The sequence below is a fragment of the Brachybacterium sp. AG952 genome (assembly GCF_004362645.1).
GTDB classification, from domain to species: domain Bacteria; phylum Actinomycetota; class Actinomycetes; order Actinomycetales; family Dermabacteraceae; genus Brachybacterium; species Brachybacterium conglomeratum.
The window spans coordinates 244,773-264,144 of the sequence record NZ_SNXV01000004.1; the positions used below are offsets into that span (position 1 = coordinate 244,773).

Sequence of the window (19,372 nt, forward strand, 5' to 3'; positions counted from 1 at the left end):
CCGCCACCGCCGTGCCGCGATCCCGCGAACGGGGGCGCACAGCGTCGAGGTGGTCCACCGACGGGGCCGGTGACTCGGTGGAAACGAGGCTCCGCACGGGTGTGCACATCCCCACTGTCCACCCCCACAGGAAGTTATCCACAGCGCTCTCCACAGAGGTGGAGAAATGACATCCCTGTAGTTCCGCACGTACGAGCGTCGTCCCGGGCGTGTCGCGGCATTGCGCCGGCGCGACGACCAATCCTCGCGGCACCGCTCCGCAGCCCACCGGCGACCTTCGCACTCCATGGAATCACTGCAGGTCATGAGGCTTCCGTCGGGCGCTCGAATCGGACTTTGCGCGCGCTCCTCGGCACTGGATCATCTCCGCCCAGTGGTCGAGAACGTCTGCGCACCCCGCATCCACGGTGTATGGACCTGCGCTGTCCCCACTGTCCGTCCACAGCACATCGGCAGTTGTCCACAGCCAGAACGCGTCATCCCCAATGCAGGAGCGAGTTATCCACAGCGCGATCCACAGCTGGGGAAAACCACACCGGTGTAGTTCCGTCCGTGTCGTGACAGGGCTCTCGCGCACGGCCCGGGCGACCTGCCGGGGTCGCCCCGGAGAGCGCCCCGAAGCACGGCGCGGAGGAACGCCCGGGAGCGAGGGCCCGTAGGGGGCTCGGAGAGCCCCCTGGGGGGGGAACCGGCCGGCGAACGGCCCGAGGACGAACGACGGGGCGGCCCGGAGGGGCCGCCCCGTCGTGCGGGAGGAGTGGGCCGACAGGCGGGAGGGGCGCCCCCGCGCTCGAGCCGCGCGCCGTCGGCCCCGGAGGAGCCGCGCGCGGTCAACCACGGACAGGCCGCGCGCAGTACCGGTCAGAGGCCGGGGAGGAGCACCGTCTTGACCGCCACGAGCACCGCGCACAGCACCACGGCGGCGACCACCAGCGCGCCGTGCGTGATGGCGGAGCGGCGGGCGAGGGCCTGCCGGTCCTGACCCGCCACCGCCTTGGGGCGCAGCGCGTACATCCCCGCGGTGAGCGCCGCGCCGAGCAGGAGTCCGCCGAGGTGGCCCTGCCAGGAGATGTTGGGGACGGTGAAGGTGATCACCAGGTTCAGGGCGATCAGCACCCCGATCTGCGCGACCTGCCCGCCCATGCGCCGGTTGACGATGAACGCCGCGGCGAACAGGCCGAACACGCCGCCGCTCGCGCCGACGGTGCCGGTCAGCCAGGAGTACCCCATCGGATCGGCCAGGACGTACACCGCCGTGTGCCCGCCGAGCATCGAGACGAAGTAGATGGCGGCGAAGCGCGCGGGGCCGAGAGACCGCTCGAGGAACTGTCCCATCGCCCACAGCGCGTACATGTTCAGCGCCAGGTGCATGATCCCGCCGTGCAGGAAGCCCGCGGTGAGGAAGGTCCACGGCATCGCGAGCGCCCGGAAGGGGGCGAAGATGCCCAGCTGCTCGACGATCTGCGGAGCGACCATCTGTCCGAGATACGCGAGCACGCACAGCGCGATCAGCGTGTACGTGACGACCGGGGCGCCGGTGCGCATGCGCCCGCCCATCGCGGTGCGGGGCCGGGTCGAGGCCTGCGCCCTTGCCAGCTCCCGCTCGCAGTCCACGCACAGCACGCCCACGTCGGTGGGTCGCTGGCAGTCGGGGCAGGCCGGACGGTCGCAGCGCTTGCAGCGCACGTAGCTGACGCGATCCGGGTGGCGCGGGCACACCGGCTGCTCCTGCGGCCCGCCGCCCACGGGGCCCTGCGGCGGTGGGGCGTCGGCGGCGCTGTAGCCGTAGCTGGGTCTGTCCATGGGTCTCATTCCACCACGGGCGGCTGGAGGGAGCCGGGGCACTCCGGCGGGGCGCAGCGCCCTTCCGGGGAGCGGTGTCGAGGGCGGGGTGCTCCGGCCGGGGGCGGCGGGCAGGCGCTCAGCCGACGGCGGGGAACGCGGCGAACAGGCGCTCGAACCTCTTCCGCTGCGCCTCGCTCACGGGGCGCAGCGCGGTCAGGTCGAGGCGGCGCCGGGCGCCGGAGCCCTTGCGCGCCCAGGTGCCGACGACCTCGCCGCGGCGCAGCGCGGTGCGGCGGAAGACGCCGTTGTTGCCGGGGGTGATCGCGTCGTGACGCGCCTCGTCCATGAGGTAGAGCCGGTCGCGGGAGCCGAGCACGAGCTCGTCGAAGCCGGGCAGCAGAAGCTCCTTCATAGCCTCCTTCTCGAGCGCCTGGTACTCCTCGCGCAGGCCGGGCCGCCAGAACAGCCGCTCCCCGTCCCCGCCGCGAGCGGCCTCGGCGGTGGTGTGGAGGCGGCCGTCAGCGTCGGCGAAGCCGCTCTCGAGCTCGGCCTCGACCTGCGGCAGCGCCTCGCGCAGCAGGCCGAGGGGGAGCTTGGAGAACCAGGCGAGGTCCCGCTCCCCCGCCGGGCCGCGGCTGGTGAAGTAGCGCCGGGCGAGCTCGGCCGCGGCGGCGGTGCGGTCGCCATTGAAGGCACCCTCGAGGTCGGTGCCGGCGGGGAGCCAGGTCGGGGCGTGCACCACGGCGGTCTCGCCCTCGCGCCAGGGCCCATAGCAGGCATCGCCCATCGAGATCAGCTCGGCCAGCAGGTGGTAGCCGCGGCCGCCCTCCCAGGCGAGGCCCGCCTCCTCCCACGCCCGGCGCAGCTCGGCGCGCAGGGTCCCCCGGCCGCCGGGGCCCGAGTGCGGGGCGGCGACCCGCTCGAGCACCTCGCGGCCCCGGTCCACCTGCGCCTCGTCGAGTCCGAGCTGGCCGCGGCGCGCGATCGCGGCGCGCAGGGGGCCGGCGACGCAGAGCTCGGTGAGCCAGGCGAGGGTGTCGGCGGCGACGGCGAAGACGGTGCCGCGCATCGGGTAGCCGCGCACGATCCTCCCCTCGTCGAAGGCGGCGAGCACGGGGTCGATGCTGCCGCCGCTGCGCAGGACGAGGGAGGAGAGGACGCCGGGAAGGTCCTGGCCCTGGCTCGCGGCGAAGGCGCGCGCGATCTCGGCGGGGTCCTCGCTGCGGGGCGGACCGACGAGGCCCTGGGCGACGAGGCGATGGCCGGCGAGGTGGCGCGGGGTCATGGCTCGAGGGTAGGGCGGGGACGCCGCGAGGAGGAGGGGCAAGGCGGGAGACCTTGTCGGAGGAGCCGACGGGAACCGGTGCGGAGGAGCCGGCGGGAACAGGCTCGGAGGACCCGACAGGGACCGGTTCGGAGAGGCTACCCTCACCACGTTCCTGGAGGTCAGGCTAGCCTCCCCTAGCTTGATTGGATTTAGTCCAAAGAGTAGGTTCGGGGCATGAGCCTCCTCGACATGCCCCCTCGCCGCCCGCCCGCTCTCGACTCCCCCGACACCCCCGCCCCCGCCGCGTCGTCCGCCGGGCCCGCCGATGCGCATGCCCCGTCGGCCGACCGGGACCCGCGCACCTCCGTCTCGCGTGACCACTCCGAGGACCGCACCACGCGCTCGGACCGCATCAACCAGCTGCGCGCCGGGGTGCTCGGAGCGAACGACGGCATCGTCTCGGTCGCGGGCCTCGCCGTCGGCGTCGCCGGCGCCACCACCGACATCCGCTGGCTGCTGATCGCGGGACTCGCCTCGCTGGTCGCAGGCGCGCTGTCCATGGCGATGGGCGAGTACGTCTCCGTCTCCACCCAGCGCGACACCGACCGCGCCCTCATCGCGCGCACCCGCGCCGACCTCGCCGCCGACCCTGCCGGCGAGCACCGGCACCTGCTCGCGGCGCTCACCGAGTCAGGGATCCCGGGCGACGTGGTGGGTGAGGTCGCCGACTCGATGGAGCGCCACGACGCGCTCACCGCCCACACCCGCTTCCGCCACGGCGTGGAGCAGGGCACCGTCGTCTCGCCGCTGTCGGCGGCGCTCGCCTCGCTGCTCTCCTTCACCCTCGGGGGGATCATCCCGCTGCTCGCGATCCTCGCCAGCCCGCCCGTGCTGCGCCTGCCCGCGACGCTCGTCGCCGTCGTGGTCGCGCTCGCGCTGCTGGGCGTGGTCAGCGCCCGCCTCGGCCAGGCCGACGCCCGCACCGCCACCGTGCGCACGATCATCGGCGGGGTGCTCGCGCTCCTGGTCACCTACGGGATCGGCGCGGCGCTCGGGGTCGCGATCGGCTGACCGCGCGGAGCGCCCCACGGCTCACGCCCCGGCCCGGCACCTCCCGCGGTGCCGGGCCGTCGTGCCCCTGGTCACCTCGCGGAGCACGGCCCCTCCGGACAGGTGTCCGATGAGTAGCCTCGACGGGCATCCCTTTTCCACACCCTGACGAGAGTGCGCCATGACGACCCGACGCCCTTCCCGCCGCCCCGCCACGCCCTTCGCCCGCCGCGGCGTGCTGCTCGCGGCACCGACCCTCCTCCTCGCCGGCTGCGGCCTCCTCCCCGGCGGCACGGACGACGAGAAGGGCGGCGATGCCGCCGCGGGGCAGGCGGACGAGGGCGCGGCCGACGGCGCCGCGCAAGCCGCGAACCCGGCGACCAGCGCGGTCGTCGACCTGCAGCCCACCGACGTCACCGACGAGGCGGTCGCAGGCCGACTCATGTCCCGCCTCGAGGCATCCCAGACCCTGCTCGCCCCCAGAGTGAAGGCGACGGTCACCGCGAGCGGACTCGTGGACAGCCTCACCGCCGCCGACTACACCGCCCTCACCGGCGAGGAGCCCCCTGCGGCCGACGACGCCGAGGAGGGCACCGCGGTGGAGACGATCCTCCCCGGCGAGCGCAAGCAGTTCCTCCTCGCCGCCTGGGAGTCCACCGACTCCGAGTGGCAGCCCGCGGTCTTCACGCACAACTCCACGACGCTGAACATCACGCACGGAGGGAACACGACGAACATCCACGTGCCGCAGGTCGCGGAGGGAGATGCCGAGCGCAGCGGGATCGTGCTCGCGATCGTGGACCGCAACCCCGCGCCCGAGGCGATGGGGCTGCGCGCCGAGATCCGCGACGGGGTCTCGGAGATCTCCCTCGTGGACGGCTCGATCCTCGTCACCCCTTCCCCGTCGCTCTATGAACGGGAGCTCGGCGTCGAGGTCACGGATGCGGGCATCGTCGAGACGGAGGTCGACGAAGGCTGGGTCTCCGGGGTCATGTCCGTGCGCGGCACGGTGAAGAGCGCGTTCCTCACCCCATACATCGACACCGTCGACTACGGCGGCAACCTGTTCTGGGCAGCGGCGGACGAGCTCCATCTCGTGGTGGACCTGGACTGGCAGATGGACTTCTCCTCGAACGTCGTCGACCGGACCGAGGCCAAGCTGACCCTCGAGGACGGCACCGAGCTGCGTCCCGCGCAGGACACGGACCAGATCTTCTACGACAGCCACGGCACCCACATCGCGACCTTCACGATCCCCGCGGACGAGCGCTCCGCCACGCTCACCCTCTCGCCCCGCTTCACCCAGGTGATCGACAAGGACTTCGAGCAGGTCGAGGACCCGATCACTGCGACGCTCACCTTCTCCTGAGACGCACGACGCCGCCGGGTCGCCGCACATGCGGCGACGCCGGCGGCGTCGTTCCGGGGGCGCTCAGCACGCCCGTCCGGTCACTTCTCGAGCGAGACCTTCTCGATGACGACGTCCTCGAGGGGACGGTCGCGCATGTCGGTCTTGACCGCGGCGATCTCGTCGACGACCTTCTTGGAGTCCTCGTCCGCGACCTCGCCGAACACGGTGTGCTTGCCCTGCAGGTGCGGGGTGGGGCCGACGGTGATGAAGAACTGCGAGCCGTTGGTGCCGGAGGGGCGACCGGTCAGCGCGTTGCGGCGAGTGCCGGCGTTGGCCATGGCGAGGACGTAGGGCTCGTTGAAGTTCTTCTCGGAGATCTCGTCGTCGAAGGTGTAGCCGGGGCCGCCGGTGCCGGTGCCCAGCGGGTCACCGCCCTGGATCATGAAGCCGGAGATGATGCGGTGGAAGACGACGCCGTCGTAGAACGGACGGGTGACCTTCTCGCCGGTCTCCGGATCGGAGAACTCCTTGGAGCCCTCGGCGAGGCCCACGAAGTTCTCGACCGTCTTGGGGGCGTGGTGCGGGAACAGCTCGATGCGGATGTCCCCGTGGTTGGTGTGCAGAGTTGCGAACATGGCGCAATCCTCCCACAGACCGTGCGCGCAGGCCGTGCGCACGGACGCTGCGCGGACCGGACCGATCCTCCACATCGCCGCGGCCTGGCACATCCTCCGCGACTCCGCATCCGCTGTGAACGCCGCGGGGTGGTCGCGTTAAGGTTGTGCCACACGGGTCGTGGCAGTCGTCGGCTGCCCCGGCCCAGGGACCACCGTCGGCCCGACCCGACGGATTCGACCGAAAGGGGAACCCCATGGCGCTTGGAACCAAGGCCGAGGCGAAGAAGGCCAAGAAGAAGGCCTCGAAGGCCGTCGAGGCCGCTGGCGCGTCCAGCCAGAACGCCCAGAAGGCCGTCGAGGAGCTGCAGAAGCTCGCAGCCCAGGTGGGTCCGGTGGTGTCCGAGGGCGCCCGCGAGGCCCGCTCGAAGGCGACCGACCTGTACGGCCAGTACGTCCCCGAGGCGCAGCAGAAGCTGCGCGAGCAGGGCGACAAGCTCTCGCAGAACCTCGGTCCGCGCGCGGACAAGCTCCGCCACGACCTCGAGGACGACTACCTCCCCCGCGCCCGCAAGACCGCCGAGACCACCGGCACCGTGCTCAAGGCCGCCGTCGACGCGGCGCGCAAGGAGCTCGACAAGGGCCAGGGCGACATCCGCTCCGCGATCGTGGAGCCCACCCCGCAGAAGAAGAAGGGCCGCGCCGGCAAGGTGCTGCTCATCCTGGGCCTGGCCGCCGCCGGTGCCGCCGCGGGCTACATCGCCTGGCAGAAGACCCGTCCGGTCGAGGACCCGTGGGCGCCGCCCGCGGACTTCGCCCGCGCGCACTACCCCGCCTCGGCGGGCACCGAGTCCGACTCCTCGACCGTCTCCGACACCGTCGGCTCGGCCGACGCCGGCGACGTCGCCTCCGCCCTGAAGGGCGACTCCCACGGCGGGGACACCACCCCCAAGGAGGTCAAGGTGGACTCGGATCCCGAAGCCGCCACGGCCGACGAGGAGAAGCGCGGCAACCACCGCGGCGACGCCTGATCCCAGGCCCCAGCCAGCGCGAACGACTCGCGTGACGCACGTGCCCGACGGCGCGGCGGTCCCGTCCCCGGACGAGGAGCGCCGCGCCGTCGGCGCGTCCGGGGACGCCGGCGAGCACAGTGGTGCGTGCGGAGTCGGCGGACCGAGCGGTCGCGAGGTCGGCAGGATCCGGACGGAGCGTCTGCGGCTCGCGCCGGTCACGGAGGCCGACGAAGCGGAGCTGTTCGCTCTCCATGCGGATCCGCGCGCCTTCGTCGAGGACTCGACGGAGCCGCTGACCGACCCGGCGCAGATGCGCTGGGTGCTCGCGCAGTGGCGCGAGAGCTGGGAGCGCCACGGGGCGGGCCACCTGACCGTACGGGCACGGGAGGGCGCCGACCTTCCGGTCGGCCTGCTGGGCGTGGTGGGTCTTGTCCCGCTCGCGCGCGACGTGGACCGGGCGACGGACGCACGCCGGACCCACGGCCCCGCTCCTGGCGCCGCCGACGGCTCCGGCGCCACGACCGCCGCCCCTGCCAGGACCATGCTGAGCGCGTACTGGCGGCTCTCGCCCGAGGTGACCGGTCGCGGCGTCGCGACCGAGGCGATGCGCGCGGTGCTCGAGGCGCTGCCCGCAGGGGCACGGCGCGGCCCCCACGCGGCAGGCAGCGACACGGGCACGCACGACGGCAGAGCCCTGGACGACGCCACAGCCCTGGACGACAGCACAGCCCAGGATGACCGCACGGTCCCGTTCGAGATCGTCGCGATCACGGACCGCGGGAACACGGCCTCGCTCGCCCTCGCCGCGCGCCTCGGCTTCCGCCCAGCTCCGCCGGACCGCCCTGTGCCCGGCGGGCGCGCCGACGACGCGCTCCTGCTGCTGGACCCGTCGGCGACCATCTGATCACGCCGGCGCCCGCACCCCCGCCGGCCCGACCCCACCCCTCGCACCACGCCGGCCCTGCCCACAGGTCACGTCGGCCAGGAGGCCCTGGTCGGGTACTGGCGTGTGGCGTGCCGGTACGGATATATGGGCCTACCCGCACGCCACGCGCCATGACTCGTCGGCCCTCCTCCCTAGACTGACGCGCATGCCTGCTGCCACGCCCGGCCCCGGGGCGGGCCGCTACGCCCCCTCCCCCAGCGGCGACCTGCACCTGGGGAACCTTCGCACCGCGATCCTGGCCTGGGTGCTCGCGCGCCGCACCGGCCGCGCCTTCCACCTGCGGGTCGAGGACCTCGATCGAGTGCAGGAGGGCGCCGCGCAGCGCCAGCTGGAGGACCTTGCGGCGCTGGGCCTGGACTGGGACGGCGAGGTCGTCCGCCAGTCGGAGCGCGGCGCGGACCACGAGGCCGCGATCGGCTCCCTGACGGCGCAGGGCCTCGTCTACGAGTGCTACTGCACCCGGCGAGAGATCCTCGAGGCGCCGAGCGCCCCGCACGCCCCGCCCGGCGCCTATCCCGGCACCTGCCGCGACCTCTCCTCCCCCGAGCGCGAGGCCGGTCGCGAGCGGATGCGGGAGCTACGACGCGAACCCGCGCTGCGGCTGCGCGCCGAGGTGACGGAGTGGAGCGTGCAGGACCTCTGGGAGGGCGAGGTCCGCGGCGCGGTCGACGACCTCGTGCTGCGCCGAGGCGACGGCGTGGTCGCCTACAACCTCGCCGTCGTGGTCGACGACGCCGCGGCCGGGGTCGACCAGGTGGTCCGCGGCGACGACCTGCTCAGCTCCGCCCCGCGCCAGGCCCATCTCGCGCACCTGCTGGGCCTGCCCGAGCCGACCTACGCGCACGTCCCGCTCGCCCTGAACACCGCGGGCGCGCGCCTGGCCAAGCGCGACGGCGCGGTGACGCTGCGGGACCGGCTCGCCGCCGGGGAGAGCGCGGCCGACGTCGTCGAGCGGATCGGGGACTCGCTGGGAGTGCCGGACTGCCGCTCCGCGGCCGATCTGCTGGAGGCCTGGGACCCGGCAGGGATGTCCCGTCGGCCGTGGGTGGTGGATCTGCCGGCCTGAGCCGCCCGGGCCGGGCCCCGTCGGCCGATCGGAGCCGGGGGGAGCGGCCGGGTTCCTCCCGCCACACTTCATCACAGAGGGGGTAACAAAACTCGATACACGGATGTATCGTCGCCGTGTGATGCGATACCTCCGTGCTCTCCTCACCGCGCTCTCCTCCGCGCTGCACGCCGTCCTGTCCGCTCTCGGCACCGCCGGTGCCGCCCTCGGGCGGGGCGCGTCCGCCGCGGGGCGGGGCGCGGTCGCCCTGCTGCCCCGGGAGTGGAAGAAGCCGATCGCGGCGCTGTTCGTGACCGGACTGGCCCTCGTGCCGCTGGTCTACTCCGGCAACATGACCTGGTCGTTCATCGACCCGAGCAACAACCTGAACCACATCACCGCAGCCGTGGTGAACGAGGACACCGGCGCGGACGCGGAGAGTCCGGACGGGGAGGTCTCCCACATCGACGTGGGCGAGGAGTTCACGGAAACCCTGCTGGAGAAGGACCAGGAGAACCTCTACCACTTCGTGGAGGCCTCCCCCGCCGAGGCGCAGCGCGGCCTGGCCGACGGCACCTTCGGCGCCACCATCACGATCCCCTCCGACTTCTCCGAGAACATCGCCTCGCTCGGCGGCGACGCGATGGAAGCGGCCCCCGCGATGATCACCGTGAGCACGAACGACTCGGTGAACTACGTCGGCGGCAACTTCTCCAAGTCCGTCGGCACCGCGCTGACCGACGCGCTGCGCGCCTCGGTGCTCGAGGAGTACCTCGACAAGATCTACGTCGGCTTCACGACGATCCATGACGGGATCGTCGACGCGGCCGACGGCGCCGCCGAGCTCTCGGACGGAGCGAGCGATCTCCACGACGGCACCGGCGACCTGGTCGACGGCACGGCTGAGCTCACCGACGGCACCGGCCAGCTCGCGGACGGGTCCGCCGAGCTCGCCGCGGGCGCGGTCGACCTGCACTCCGGCAGCCTCGACCTCGTGGTCGGGCTGGATCAGCTCACCTCCGGCGCGGTCACGCTGCGCAACGGCGTCGCGACCCTGGACGCCGGTGCGCAGCAGCTCTCCGGCGGGCTGGCGACCCTCGACGAGAAGGGGCGGCCGCTGCGCAGCGGCGCGGACGAGCTCGCCGGCGGCGCCGAACAGCTCGCGACCGGGGCGAGCGATCTCGCCGGCGGGGCGGGACAGGTCGCCGACGGCACCCAGCAGCTGGACGAGACCGTCACCGACGCCGCCGAGCGCGCCCGCGAGCTGGGCGTGACCGAAGAGAGCGTCCAGGCCACGAGCGAGGACCTGGTCACCGCGATCGACGACCTCGAGCGCGCGATCGACGGGATGCCGGAGCTGCTGGACGCCCCGGGCGAGGCCGCCGCCACCATCGCAGCCACCACCGAGAGCCTCGACGAGAAGGCCGGCGAGCTCGCCGAGACCGCCCGGAACCTCGACGAGTCCACGGGCGATCGCGCCCAGGACGCCCGCACCCTGCGCGAGGGCGCCGAGTCGATCGCCGGTGACGTCGAGACCCTCGACCAGGCCGTACAGGACGCGGCCGAGGCCACCTCCACCTCGGCGCAGTCCGCCGAGACCTCCGAGGGCTCCGCCGGGGAGCTCGCCGACGGCGTCGACGAGCTCGCAGGACTCTGCGCCGAGGCCGGCGGAGGCCCCGGCGAGGCGTCCGACGGGGGCGGCGAGGGGGCCGAGCAGCCTTCCGCGGCCGAGTCAGCCGTCTGCCAGAAGGCGGAGGAGCTCGCCGGCACCACGCAGAAGGTCCGCGAGGACGCCGAGACCGCCACCGCCGACGCGGCCGAGGCCGACCGCCTGGCCCGGACCGCCGCGGAGACCTCCACCGACGTCGCCGACACCGCCGAGGGCATGAGCGACGCCGCCTCCGATATCGAGGAGTACATCGAGACCCTCTCCACCACCACCTCTGCACTCGCCGAGGGCGCCGCTGCTCTCGAGGGCACCACCTCGACCATCGCCGAGGACACCTCGACCCTCAGCAGCGACCTCGGCACGGCGCGGGACGACCTCGCCTCCGCCGTCCCGTCGGCCGAGCCCGGCCAGAGCGCCTCCGACCTCGCCGGCGAGCTCGCCGACCAGGCCCGCACCGCCGCCCTCGCGCTGCCCGAGGCGTACCGCACCCTGGACCAGGGCGTGCAGGACATCCACCGTCTGAACTCCGGCGCCCGCGAGGTCGCCTCCGGCGCGGACCAGCTCGCCGCCGCGACGGGCACCGCCCGCGACGGCGCCCAGGACCTCGCCTCCGGCGTCACCCAGTACACCGACGGCGTCGGCTCGGCCCGCGACGGCGCGGATCAGCTCGCCGACGGCACCGGCACCCTCAGGGACGGCGCCGGCACGCTCGCCGACAAGACGGGCGAGGCCCGCGACGGGGCGCAGCAGCTCGCCGACGGCACCGGCACCCTCGCGGACGGCTCGGCCGAGCTCGCCGACGGCGCCCGCCAGGTGGACGACGGCGCGACGCAGCTCGCCGACGGCGCGACCGACCTCGACGACGGCGCCGAGAAGCTCGACGACGGCTCGACCGAGCTCGCCGACGGCCTGGCCGACTCGAAGGACGACGTCCCCTCGTACACCGACGAGGAGAGCAGCGAGCTCGCTGGGACCGCCTCGGACCCGGTGCAGATGAGCTTCGAGCGCCAGAACGATCTGGGCCGCTTCGGCGAGGGCCTCGCTCCGCTGTTCCTCGCGATCAGCCTGTGGGTCGGCGGCATGGCGATCTTCCTGATGATGCCGCCGTTCTCCTCCGAAGCGATGGCGCGCGGGACGGGGCCGGTGCGACTGCTGGCAGGCGGGCTCATCCCCGCCTTCCTGCTGGGTCTCGTCCAGACGCTGATCGCCGTCGGAGCTCTGCACTGGCTGATCGGCCTCACCATCGACGACCTGCCGCTGATGTTCGGGCTCGCGGGGCTGACCTCGCTGGTGTTCGTCGCGCTGAACCACGGCTTCGGCGCCCTGTTCGGGCCGGTCGGGAAGTTCGTCGCCCTGGTGCTGATCGCGCTGCAGATCTCCGGGGCGGGCGGCACCTACCCGGTCCCGACCCTGCCGGGCTTCTTCCAGATGCTCCACCCGTACCTGCCGATGACCCATGCGGTCGACGCCTTCCGCGGAGCGATCGGCGGGGGCTGGATCGACCCGGCCGGGGACCTCGCCTGGCTGTCGGGCTGGCTGGTGGTCGGCGTCGTCCTGGGGTTGCTCGGCGCGGTCGTCCAGCGGCGCCGCACGCTGCGCACGCTCGGCACGGACGAGGGCGGACCGGACGGCGTGGACGAGGAGAAGCCCGAGACCTCCACGGGCTCCGCCGCCCGCGCCTGAGGCGCCGGCGCTTCGCCTTGACAGCCGCGCCGGGTCGGTCCCGACAGGCCAGGCACTGCACCCAAGCGCCCGGCGGCCCGGTGCCCCGTGCCCGGTGCCCCCCCCCGTGCCCCGTGCCCGGTGCCCCGGCGGGAGCGTGGTCAGGTCATGGCGCAGGGCGTACCACTATGCCTATATAGGCGTAGTGGTACGCCCTGCGCCAATACCCGTCACCTCAGCACCTGCCCTCACTGGTCCTCTTGCCCCCGGTCGCCCCCTTCCGCCCGGTCACCCACGGCGCCGCATTATCGGTCGGCAACCTCCGTCGAGGCTCGGCGACGTCGGTCCGAGCCCTGAGTCCCCATCGGCCCGGCCGCCCCTGCCGGTTCCCTGCTCCTCGGCCTGTTCGGCTCCGCCCCTGCCGGTTCACCGCACCTCCCCTCCACAGCCCTCCCTCGTCCACATCGCCGCCCCCGCTCCGCAACAGCGGTCATGTCGTGGCTGTACTGAGGCGATGCAGATTCCAGGGATCATCCATCGCTCAGACCTGCGCACTGTCGGCATCGACGAGGCGGCGCGCCGACGATTCCTCCGGCGCGGTCTCATGCAGAGGGTGGACTGCTGGTACGTCCGGAGCACGGCGCCGGCGAATCTTGTCGCACTTCTGGAGCAGGGAGTGCGGCCGACCTGCGTCAGCGCTGCGCGGCACCACGGCCTGTGGATCCCTCTCCACGCCGGCGAGCACGTCTACCGTCCTCGCGCCCCAACGGGTTCTGGTCGGTCGACATCGCTCATCCTGCACGGCAGTGAGATGCGGAGCTGGCCGGATCGCGATCCGGTCGCCGAGCTCGAGCTGGCGCTCGAGCACGCCGGCAGGTGCCTCCCCGTTCGGGACGCGGCGATCCTGTTCGAATCGGCGCTGAACAAGGGGCTGCTGACCTGGCATGTGGCGCAGCGGATCGTCTCCGGTCTCCCCTCCTCCCGACGGAGGCAGCTCGCCCGTGTCTCCCCGCTCGCCGAGTCCGGTACCGAGACGGCCGTGCGCTGGTGGCTCGAGTCGCTGCACGTGCCGGTCACGCCTCAGGTCGTCGTCCCGGGCGTGGGACGAGTGGACCTGAAGCTCGGCCAGAACTGGATCATCGAGTGCGACAGCGTCCAGTTCCACGACAACCCCCGCCAGTACCACCTGGACCGGGCACGGGATCTGCAGCTGCAGGCCCGCCGCTACACCGTGACGAGGCTGACCTGGGAACAGGTCTTCCTCGAATGGGAGCGGACCTCCGAGCTGCTGCTCACGATCCTCCGCCGACGGGAGCACCGCCGCCCCCTCGCCTCCTGAACGTGCCGTCTCATGGGGTGTGGCGGCGGGCGTGGTCGGGTCATGGCGCAGCGCGGACCTCTATGCCTATATAGGCGTACCGGCACGCTGCACGCCAATACCCGTCCATCCTCCTCAGGTCAGACGAACCGGACGCGACGGATCAGACGGGGATCGGCAGGCCAGACCGGACGCGACGGGTCAGACGGGGATCGGCAGGCCAGACCGGACGCGACGGGTCAGACGGGGATCGGCAGGCCAGACCGGACGCGGCGGGTCAGGCGGGGATCGGCAGGCCAGGCCGGGCCCGGCCGGTCAGGCGGGGATCGGCAGGTCCGGACGGACGGCGGGGCCGCCGACGGCGGAGGTCCCGGTCGCGGGTCCCGTCCCGCGGCCCAGCGAGCGGATATCCCAGCCCGCGTCCTGCCACGCCCGCGGGTCCAGAACGTTGCGGCCGTCGATCATGCGCTGCGCGGCGACCTGGTTCCGCACGCGCACCGGGTCCAGGCCCTTGTACTCGCGCCACTCGGTCAGCAGCAGCACCAGCTCGGCGCCGGCGAGCGCCTGCTCGGTGTCGGCCTCGCCGACCAGGCCGGGGACGCGCTTCGCGGCGTTGTCCAGGGCCTCGGGGTCGGTGACCGTGACATGGGCGCCCGCGGACATCAGGCGGGAGACGACCTCGAGGGCCGGGGAGTCGCGCACGTCGTCGCTGTCGGGCTTGAACGCGGCGCCGAGCACGGTGATGCGTCGGCCGGCGAGGTCGCCGAGCAGCTCGCGGGCGAGCTCGACCACGCGCACCCGTCGGCGCTGGTTGACGGCGTCGACCTCGCGGAGGAAGCCGAGCGCCTCGCCCACGCCGAGGTCCTCGGCGGAGGCGATGAAGGCGCGGATGTCCTTGGGCAGGCAGCCGCCGCCGAAGCCGATCCCCGCGCGCAGGAACTTCCCGCCGATGCGGTCGTCCATGCCGATCGCGCGGGCGACGTCGGTGACGTCGCCGCCGGTGGCCTCGCACAGCTCCGCGATCGCGTTGATGAAGGAGATCTTCGTGGCGAGGAAGGCGTTGGCGGAGACCTTCACCAGCTCCGCGGTCTCGAAGCCCATCACCAGGCGCGGCACCTCGGCGGCGATCAGCCGCGCGTAGACCGCATCCAGCAGCGCGATCTGCGCGTCGGCCGCGGGGGTGCCGGGCGCGGCGACGCCGTAGACGAGACGGTCGGGGGCGAGGGTGTCCTGGACGGCGAAGCCCTCGCGCAGGAACTCGGGGTTCCACATCAGGTCCGCGCCGGGCACCGCGGTGAGCTGGACGCGCAGGCGGCGGGCGGTGCCGGCGGGGACGGTGGACTTGCCGACGACCAGGGTCGGCGCGCCGCCGCGGGCGGGCAGCACTGCGGCGAGGGAGGCGACGGCGGCCTCGAGGGAGCGCAGGTCGGCGCCGAAGCCGTCGGCCCGCTGCGGGGTGCCGAGGCCCAGGAAGTGCACGTCGGCGTGGGCGATCTCGGCGTAGTCGGTGGTGAAGCGGAGACGTCCGGCGGCCAGGCCGCGGCGGAGGATCTCCTCGAAGCCGGGCTCGTGGAAGGGGGCCCGGCCCGCCTGCATGGCCGCGACGCGGCCCGAGTCCACGTCCAGGCCGATCACGTCGTGGCCGAGCTCGGCCATCGCGGCGGCGTGCACCGCTCCCAGATATCCCACACCGATGACGGAGACGATCATTGCGCTTCCCTCCCACTGGCGGCCGCGGCCGGTCCCGGACGAGTCCCTGTCACCGTGACAGGCGCAGGTGTCATCGAGGTGTCGCGGGCATGGAGGGCAGGAGAGGAGCAGGTGCCCGGCGGGGCGCGGGTCAGGCCTCGGGGTCGTCGGCCTCCAGCAGCCAGGTCGCCAGGCGGCTGTCGGGGTCGTCGGCGAGGCGGTCGGGGTGGCCGTCCTCGACCAGGCGGCCGTCCTCGAACCACAGCACCCGGTCGGCGCCGCGCACGGTCTCGGGGTCGCGGCTGTGGATCAGCACGGTGCGGCCCTCCCCCAGCGCATCGAGCGCGGCGAGCACCTCGGCGCGCTCGCGCGGGGCGAGCTCGGCGTCGGCGCGGTCCAGCAGCACCACGGGCGCATCGCGCAGCAGGGCGCGGGCGATGGCGATGCGTCGTCGGCGCCCGTCGGTGAGCGCGGCGCCGCGGCGCACCAGCAGGGTCTCGTAGCCGTTCGGCAGCTCGGAGTGGAGGACGTCGGCGCCGCTGCGGCGTGCGGCCTCGGCGACCTCCAGGTCGTCCGCCTCGGGCCGGCCGGCGCGGATGTTCTCGCGCACGGTCTCGGAGAACAGCGCCGGCTCGCGCTGGACGACGGCGAGGGCGCCGCGCAGGTCGGCCAGCGACAGGGAGCGGGTGTCGTAGCGGTCCAGCAGCACCCGCCCGGTCTCGGGCTGGTCGAAGCGCAGCAGGTAGGACAGCAGGGCGGAGGCCTCGGCGCCGCTGCGGTCCATGAGCGCGACGCGCTGACCGGCGGGGATGACGACGGAGATGCCGTCGAAGCGGGGGCCGCGCTCGGAGTGCGCGGTGATCGCGGAGAACACGACCTCGCCGCGCAGGCGGCCGACGCCGAGGGTGCGGGGCGGCTCGCCGATCGCGGCGGTGCGGGAGAGGAGGTCGGAGAGCCCGGACGCGGCGGCGACGGCGGCGGCGATCTCGGCGCGGGAGCGGACGATCGCGCCGGCCAGCGGGACCGCGGCGAGGGTCGCGGCGAGCACGACGACGAGGTCGCCGGCGCTCGGTCCCCCGGGCTGCGCCCCGGCGAGCAGGAGCACGGCGACCGCACCGGCCGCGCCGACGAGGGAGTGCGCGGCCAGGCCCAGCACCCGGCCGCGGCGGGCGGCGGAGCGGGAGCGGGCGGCACGGGCCCCGACCTCGGCGAGGGTGCCGGCGGCGCGGTCCTCGAGGCCGTAGGACTGCACGGTGCGGGTCGCGGCGAGGAGCTCCTGGGCGGTGTCCGCGAGGGCGGCGGCGTCCGTCCTGGCGGCGGTCTCGCGGCGTGTCCCGCTGCGCCCGGCGAGGATGCTGACCACGGCGGCGAGGACCGCGGCCAGGATCGGCACGGGAGCCAGGGCCGGGGCGATCACGAGCACCGTGATCAGCAGCGTGACCAGTGCGATCACGGCGCCGAGGAGGCGCGGTCCGGCACGGCCGACGAGCTCGCGCAGGCTCGCCACGTCCTCGAGCAGCGGGGTGGCGGCGCCCTCGAGGTCCTCGATGTCCCGACCGGGGCTGAGGCGGTGGAGGTGGTGCAGCAGGCGGGAGCGCAGCCCGGTCGCGGAGCGGGAGCCGGCGCCGTCCAGGGACGTGGCCGCGATCGCGCGCAGCCCCACCCCGATCAGTGCGGCCGCGGCGAGGCCGATCGCGGCGGGGAGGGCGGCCGACGGGCCGGCGCCGGCGCTGCTGGCCGCATCGAGGCCGCCGCGCAGGGTGAGGGGTGCCAGGGCCAGCGCGATCGTGCCGAGGACCAGGGTGATCCCGCCCGTGGCCAGCGCGGGTCGCTGGGGGCGCAGGTGCGGGGCGAGCAGCTCGAGGGTGGCGGAGAGGGTGCCGCCGGGGCGGGCGGGCGGCGCGGGGGCGAGGTCGGCCGGGCGGGAAGGGGCGGCGGGGGCCTCGTCGTGGTGGGCTGCGGTCGCCCCGGGCTGCGAGGGGCGGTGCGGGGGACGATGCGGCATCCGCTGCGCGGCGGCGCCGCCGTCCTCCGAGGTCCTGCCGTCCCGCGGGTCCGCTCCTGCGGTGTCGCGGCGGGCGTCGGCGGGCAGCGCGTGGTCCTCGGCGGGCCGCGTCGACGGGGCGCCGGCGACGGGCGGCATGCCGGACGGGACGGTGCCGGCCTGCGCGGCACCGGGCTGCGGTGCTGCGACCTGCGGGTCTGCGTTCTGCGTGTCGGCGCTCTGCGGGTCGGCGCCGAGCGGCTGGTCGACCACGTGCCAGTGCTCGCCGGACTCGGGGTCGCGGTCGGGCTCCACGTCGGGGGCGGTCGGGGCGTCGATCTGGTCCGTCGCCGCGTCGGGCGCCGCCGCGAGGGGTGCGGCCGGGGCGGAGCTCTCCGGGGCGGGCTCGGCGACGGGCAGCTCGTCGGTGGGCGGTTCGGGGCGCGGCTCCACGGGACCCTGCAGCCAGTCCTGCGCGCCCGCGCCGCCGTCGGCGCCCTGCTCGGACCAGACGTCGTGCGCCTCGGCCGCGGACCACACGGGCGGCGAGGGCCTCTCCGAGACCGTCCCGGCCGCGGGGTCGTGCGGATCCGGCGCGTCGGCCGGCTCGGGGCCCGGCTGCTCGGGGGTGGCGTGCGCGGTCATCGGCTCGTCTCCTGCTCGTCTCCGTCGCTCCGCGCGGCGGCGGAGCGTCCTCCAGTGTGGCATCACGGCATCGCGACGCCGACGGTCGGCCCCTGGCTCGCTCCCGCGCAGGCGCCTCCGCCCGCCTCTGCTCCGCGCACGCACCTCCCCGTGCTCCCGCACCTGCGCCTGCGCCTGCGCCTGCGCCGCGAGCGAAACTCGTCGCGCTCCCCTGGCCGCACCCGGAGCCCATCAGTACAGTTTTCAAGGAACCATCTTCACCACCCCGTCGGCCTGCGCTCCTCGCGCCCCGGCCGCACCCGCCCCACCCGGAGGATCCGATGAGCACGTCCCAGGACGCCCCGACCGACGCCGCCCCGCTGATCACGGTCGACGTGTGGACCGACGTGGTCTGCCCGTGGTGCTACATCGGCGAGTCCCGCCTCCAGGACGCGATCGAGGCCGAGGGCCTGACCGGGCAGGTGCACGTGCGCGCCCACTCCTTCGAGCTCGACCCCACCTCTCCCGTCGGCGGCTCGCAGGACAACATCGAGCACCTGGTGCGCGCCAAGGGCATGCCGGCCGAGCAGGTGCGCGAGATGGAGGCGCAGATCAAGACCATGGCCGAGGAGATCGGTCGCGAGTACTCCACCGAACGGCCGATGGCGAACACCCGCGGCGTGCACCGCGTGATGCAGGCGATCGGCGCGACGCACGGGGCCGACGCCGCGACCACGTTCTTCCTCGAGCTGCAGCGCGGCTACTTCACCGGCGCGCTGAACCCCTTCGAGGCCGACGTGGTCCTCTCCCGCGCAGTCGCCGCCGGTCTCGAGGAACAGGTCGCGCGCGAGGCGCTCGAGGGCGGCGCCCACGACGAGGCGGTCGAGGCGGAGGTGCGAGAGGCAGCCTCGATGGGCGCCCGCGGCGTGCCGTTCTTCCTGTTCAACGACAAGTACACGGCGCCCGGGGCGCTGCCGACGGACGCCTTCCGTCAGGCGCTGCGACAGATCGCCGAGGAAGCGCGGGCCGAGCGCGGCGAGGCGGAGCAGGCATGAGCGACACCGACCGCACGCACGACGACGCCGCCGCCGAGGCAGCCCTCCGCCCCGCGAGCAGCGCCCACCCCGCACAGCCCGACGCCGCACAGGCCGGCACCGTCCGATCCGAGGCGACCGAGCCCGAGGCCGCGCCGCAGCCTCTGACCTCCCTCTCCTCGCTGCTGGGCGGATCCTACGCGGGTGGGCAGGTCTGCGACGCCGACGGCAGCTGCGACTGACGCGACTCCCGAACGACCTCCACACAGAACGGGACCGACCTCCGGAGGGGTCGGTCCCGTTCTGTGTGCGGCGGCTCCG

14 protein-coding genes are annotated in these 19,372 nt (G+C 74.2%); 9 read left to right on the top strand and 5 right to left on the bottom strand.

The window, feature by feature from the left end; all coding sequences use genetic code 11:
- Nucleotides 1-861: 861 nt before the first annotated feature.
- A complete protein-coding gene (locus tag DEU31_RS11490; protein WP_010551831.1) occupies nucleotides 862-1,803 on the bottom strand; it encodes a rhomboid family intramembrane serine protease in 942 nt (313 codons plus the stop codon).
- A 118-nt stretch (nucleotides 1,804-1,921) separates the two neighbouring features.
- Entirely contained in the window at nucleotides 1,922-3,070 is a 1,149-nt protein-coding gene (locus DEU31_RS11495; protein WP_133677216.1) for a crosslink repair DNA glycosylase YcaQ family protein, read from the bottom strand.
- A gap of 216 nt (nucleotides 3,071-3,286) precedes the next feature.
- Here DEU31_RS11495 and DEU31_RS11500 point away from each other — a divergent pair, with 216 nt between their 5' ends.
- Nucleotides 3,287-4,123 (top strand): VIT family protein, encoded by an 837-nt coding sequence (locus DEU31_RS11500; RefSeq protein ID WP_133677217.1) that lies wholly within the window; start codon nucleotides 3,287-3,289, stop codon nucleotides 4,121-4,123.
- Nucleotides 4,124-4,283: 160 nt separating this feature from the next.
- Nucleotides 4,284-5,471, top strand: a complete 1,188-nt coding sequence (locus tag DEU31_RS11505) for a hypothetical protein (protein ID WP_133677218.1) — start codon at nucleotides 4,284-4,286, stop codon at nucleotides 5,469-5,471.
- Nucleotides 5,472-5,551: 80 nt separating this feature from the next.
- On the opposite strand, the gene DEU31_RS11510 is transcribed toward DEU31_RS11505, so the two are convergent.
- The gene (locus DEU31_RS11510; protein ID WP_010551834.1) at nucleotides 5,552-6,088 is read right to left on the bottom strand and encodes a peptidylprolyl isomerase; all 537 of its coding nucleotides are present in this window, start codon (nucleotides 6,086-6,088) and stop codon (nucleotides 5,552-5,554) included.
- A 236-nt stretch (nucleotides 6,089-6,324) separates the two neighbouring features.
- On the opposite strand from DEU31_RS11510, the gene DEU31_RS11515 reads away from it, so the two are divergent.
- The 5 genes from DEU31_RS11515 (at nucleotide 6,325) to DEU31_RS11535 (ending at nucleotide 13,741) form a co-directional block, all read left to right on the top strand.
- A complete protein-coding gene (locus tag DEU31_RS11515) occupies nucleotides 6,325-7,098 on the top strand; it encodes a hypothetical protein (protein WP_010551835.1) in 774 nt (257 codons plus the stop codon).
- Between the two features lie 31 nt (nucleotides 7,099-7,129).
- Nucleotides 7,130-7,984, top strand: a complete 855-nt coding sequence (locus tag DEU31_RS11520) for a GNAT family protein (RefSeq protein ID WP_166649485.1) — start codon at nucleotides 7,130-7,132, stop codon at nucleotides 7,982-7,984.
- A gap of 187 nt (nucleotides 7,985-8,171) precedes the next feature.
- Nucleotides 8,172-9,092 carry a tRNA glutamyl-Q(34) synthetase GluQRS gene (gene gluQRS / locus DEU31_RS11525; protein ID WP_053916277.1) on the top strand — a complete coding sequence of 307 codons (921 nt, stop codon included), beginning with the start codon at nucleotides 8,172-8,174 and terminating at the stop codon, nucleotides 9,090-9,092.
- A gap of 121 nt (nucleotides 9,093-9,213) precedes the next feature.
- A complete protein-coding gene (locus DEU31_RS11530) occupies nucleotides 9,214-12,423 on the top strand; it encodes a YhgE/Pip domain-containing protein (RefSeq protein ID WP_133677219.1) in 3,210 nt (1,069 codons plus the stop codon).
- Between the two features lie 790 nt (nucleotides 12,424-13,213).
- Entirely contained in the window at nucleotides 13,214-13,741 is a 528-nt protein-coding gene (locus DEU31_RS11535) for an endonuclease domain-containing protein (protein ID WP_239639384.1), read from the top strand.
- A 294-nt stretch (nucleotides 13,742-14,035) separates the two neighbouring features.
- On the opposite strand, the gene DEU31_RS11540 is transcribed toward DEU31_RS11535, so the two are convergent.
- The gene (locus tag DEU31_RS11540; RefSeq protein WP_010551840.1) at nucleotides 14,036-15,430 is read right to left on the bottom strand and encodes a UDP-glucose/GDP-mannose dehydrogenase family protein; all 1,395 of its coding nucleotides are present in this window, start codon (nucleotides 15,428-15,430) and stop codon (nucleotides 14,036-14,038) included.
- A gap of 130 nt (nucleotides 15,431-15,560) precedes the next feature.
- Entirely contained in the window at nucleotides 15,561-18,038 is a 2,478-nt protein-coding gene (locus DEU31_RS17330; protein WP_166649486.1) for an ATP-binding cassette domain-containing protein, read from the bottom strand.
- 320 nt (nucleotides 18,039-18,358) lie between these two features.
- On the opposite strand from DEU31_RS17330, the gene DEU31_RS11550 reads away from it, so the two are divergent.
- Nucleotides 18,359-19,072, top strand: a complete 714-nt coding sequence (locus tag DEU31_RS11550; RefSeq protein ID WP_133677221.1) for a DsbA family oxidoreductase — start codon at nucleotides 18,359-18,361, stop codon at nucleotides 19,070-19,072.
- Entirely contained in the window at nucleotides 19,069-19,293 is a 225-nt protein-coding gene (locus DEU31_RS11555) for a hypothetical protein (RefSeq protein ID WP_133677222.1), read from the top strand. Before DEU31_RS11550 ends, DEU31_RS11555 begins: the two co-directional genes overlap by 4 nt.
- Nucleotides 19,294-19,372 lie beyond the last annotated feature (79 nt).

Bases quoted from the DNA above. Each gene is read 5' to 3' on its own strand.
- DEU31_RS11490 (WP_010551831.1), bottom strand. From the start codon at position 1,803: ATGGACAGACCCAGCTACGGCTACAGCGCCGCCGACGCCCCACCGCCG.
- DEU31_RS11495 (WP_133677216.1), bottom strand. From the start codon at position 3,070: ATGACCCCGCGCCACCTCGCCGGCCATCGCCTCGTCGCCCAGGGCCTC.
- DEU31_RS11500 (WP_133677217.1), top strand. From the start codon at position 3,287: ATGAGCCTCCTCGACATGCCCCCTCGCCGCCCGCCCGCTCTCGACTCC.
- DEU31_RS11505 (WP_133677218.1), top strand. From the start codon at position 4,284: ATGACGACCCGACGCCCTTCCCGCCGCCCCGCCACGCCCTTCGCCCGC.
- DEU31_RS11510 (WP_010551834.1), bottom strand. From the start codon at position 6,088: ATGTTCGCAACTCTGCACACCAACCACGGGGACATCCGCATCGAGCTG.
- DEU31_RS11515 (WP_010551835.1), top strand. From the start codon at position 6,325: ATGGCGCTTGGAACCAAGGCCGAGGCGAAGAAGGCCAAGAAGAAGGCC.
- gluQRS (WP_053916277.1), top strand. From the start codon at position 8,172: ATGCCTGCTGCCACGCCCGGCCCCGGGGCGGGCCGCTACGCCCCCTCC.
- DEU31_RS11530 (WP_133677219.1), top strand. From the start codon at position 9,214: ATGCGATACCTCCGTGCTCTCCTCACCGCGCTCTCCTCCGCGCTGCAC.
- DEU31_RS11535 (WP_239639384.1), top strand. From the start codon at position 13,214: ATGCGGAGCTGGCCGGATCGCGATCCGGTCGCCGAGCTCGAGCTGGCG.
- DEU31_RS11540 (WP_010551840.1), bottom strand. From the start codon at position 15,430: ATGATCGTCTCCGTCATCGGTGTGGGATATCTGGGAGCGGTGCACGCC.
- DEU31_RS17330 (WP_166649486.1), bottom strand. From the start codon at position 18,038: ATGACCGCGCACGCCACCCCCGAGCAGCCGGGCCCCGAGCCGGCCGAC.
- DEU31_RS11550 (WP_133677221.1), top strand. From the start codon at position 18,359: ATGAGCACGTCCCAGGACGCCCCGACCGACGCCGCCCCGCTGATCACG.
- DEU31_RS11555 (WP_133677222.1), top strand. From the start codon at position 19,069: ATGAGCGACACCGACCGCACGCACGACGACGCCGCCGCCGAGGCAGCC.